Here is a 2,832-nt window from a genome sequence, read left to right on the forward strand (position 1 = left end):
ATGTCTGGGCGCTGTTCCATTCGTTCGCCTTCGACTTCTCGGTCTGGGAAATCTGGGGCGCCTTGCTGCACGGCGGCCGTCTGTTGATCGTCCCGCAACTGGTCAGCCGCTCGCCGGAAGACTTCTACACGCTGCTGTGCAGTGCCGGGGTGACGGTGCTACATTCGCTGCGTCAGGTGATTTTCGGCGGTGAAGCGCTGGAAACGGCGATGCTCAAGCCGTGGTACGCCCGCAGCGTGAACGCTGGCACGCAACTGGTGAACATGTACGGCATCACTGAAACCACAGTGCATGTGACCTATTACCCGTTGCAGCCTGAAGACGCCCAGCGCGTCGGTGCCAGCCCGATCGGCAAGCGCATCCCGGACCTGCAGCTTTATCTGCTCGACGCCCATGGCGAACCCGTGCCGACAGGCGTAATCGGCGAGCTGTACGTGGGCGGTGCCGGTGTTGCTCGTGGCTACCTGAACCGTGAAGCTCTGACCGCCGAGCGTTTCCTCGATAACCCGTTCAGCACCGCACCGAGTGCGCGCCTATACCGTACCGGCGACCTGGGACGCTGGCTGGCCGATGGCAGCCTTGAATACCTGGGCCGCAACGACGAACAGGTCAAGATTCGTGGTTTCCGTATCGAACTGGGCGAGATCGAAGCGCGTCTGGCTGAATATCCGGACGTCCGCGATGCCGTGGTGCTGTGCCGTGAAGATGTGCCCGGCGATAAGCGCCTGGTGGCCTATGTCACGACGCAGCAGCCGGAAAGCCTGCTGGACATCGAAAGCCTGCGCGAGCATCTGCACGGTGCATTGCCGGAGCACATGGTGCCCGCAGCCTACGTGCAACTCGATGAGTTGCCACTGACGGCCAACGGCAAGCTCGACCGCAGGGCTTTGCCGGTGCCCGACCGTTCGGCGGTGGCCAGTCGTGGCTATGCAGCGCCTGAAAACGACACCGAGATGGCCATTGCGCGGATCTGGCAAGACCTGCTGCAACTGGAGCAGGTCGGTCGTCATGACAACTTCTTTGAGCTGGGCGGCCACTCACTGCTGGCCGTCAAACTGATCGAGCGGATGCGCCAGATCGACCTGGTTGCCGACGTGCGCGTGCTGTTCAGTCAGCCGACCTTGTCTGCCTTGGCAGCAGCGGTAGGCGGCAAGGGGGCACTGGAAGTACCCGCCAACCTCATTCCCGCCAACTGCGAGCGCATCACCCCGGACATGCTGCCTCTGACAGTCCTGAGCCAGAATGATATCGACCGTGTAGTGGCAAGCGTCCCCGGCGGCCTGGCCAACGTGCAGGACATCTACGCTCTGGCACCGCTGCAGGAAGGTATTTTGTATCACCACCTTGCCGCGACCGAGGGAGACCCGTACCTGCAATACGCGTTGTTTGCCTTTGATAGCCTCGAGCGTCTGCACGGTTTCGCTCAGGCCCTGCAAGGCGTGATCGCGCGGCACGATATCCTGCGCACCGCCGTGCTTTGGGAACGTCTCGACTCTCCGGTGCAGGTGGTCTGGCGTGAAGCACCTCTGGGCCTGGATGAGCTGATACTGGACCCTGCCGATGGCGATATCGCCGAACAACTGCTGGAACGTCTGGACCCTCGCCACACGCGTCTGGACATTCGTCAGGCACCGATGCTACGCATCGGTTATGCACATGACGCGGAGAACGACCGCTGGCTGGGCATGCTGCTGTTCCATCACCTGGTGGACGACGCCACGTCGCTGCGCATTCTCACCAGCGAAATCGAGTCATACATGCTCGGACAGCAAGCCTCTCTGCCACCGTCCGTGCCTTATCGCAATTACGTAGCGCAGGCCATGCTCGGCGTGAGCCGAGAAGAGCACGAAGCGTTTTTCCGCGACATGCTCGGTGATATCGATGAACCGACGCTGCCGTTTGGCCTGCAGGACGTGCAGGGCGACGGGCGCGGTATCGAGGAAGCACGCCTACAGGTCGACATGGACCTGAGCCGCCGCCTGCGCGTGCAGGCCCGTCAGTTCGGGGTCAGCTCCGCCAGCCTGTATCACCTGGCATGGGCTCGTGTTCTGGGCGCCTTGTCAGGCAAAGATGATGTGGTCTTCGGCACTGTATTGCTTGGCCGCCTGCAAGGCGGTGCCGGGTCTGACCGGGCGCTGGGGATGTTCATCAATACTTTGCCGTTGCGTGTCACGCTGGGCGAGCAGGGCGTGCGCAATAGTCTGAAGGCTACCCACGCCAGGCTCAGTGGGCTGCTTGCCCATGAACACGCATCGCTGGTACTGGCCCAGCGTTGCAGTGGCGTGTCCGCTTCGACGCCGCTGTTCAGCGCTTTGCTCAACTACCGACATCTCGCCGCTGAGGTCAACCAGCAGACACTGGACGCCTGGCAAGGTATCGAAAGCCTGCGTGGCGAAGAACGCACCAACTATCCGCTGACCCTTTCAGTAAACGATGAGGGAACGGGCTTCAGTTTAACGATTCAAGCCAGTGCCAGCATCGACGCGCAACGCGTCTGCGCGTATGTGCAGACCACTCTGGAGAATGTGGTCAGCGCACTGGAGCAGTCCGGCGAGGTGCCGCTGGCAGGCTTGCCGGTTCTGTCGGCTGTCGAGCGTAAGCAGTTACTGGTGGCGTTCAACGACACCGCGCTGGATTACCCGCAGCAGCAAACCATTCACGGGATGTTCGAAGCGCAGGTCGAGCGCACGCCGGAAGCGGTGGCAGTGGTCCACGGCGACCAGCGTCTGACGTATCGCGAGCTTAACGAACAGGCCAACCGCCTAGCCCATGCCTTGCGCAAGCAGGGCGTTCAGCCGGATTCGCGGGTCGGGATCTGTGTCGAACGCGGCG

At 62.2% G+C, this 2,832-nt stretch carries 1 protein-coding gene; it reads left to right on the forward strand.

What is annotated here, in order from left to right; genetic code table 11:
- Window positions 1-2,832, forward strand: a 2,832-nt coding sequence (locus AO388_RS25425; protein ID WP_153004019.1) for a condensation domain-containing protein, incomplete at both ends; no start/stop codon positions are given.

Source organism: Pseudomonas sp. ICMP 10191 (assembly GCF_001467335.1).
Lineage (GTDB): Bacteria > Pseudomonadota > Gammaproteobacteria > Pseudomonadales > Pseudomonadaceae > Aquipseudomonas > Aquipseudomonas cerasi.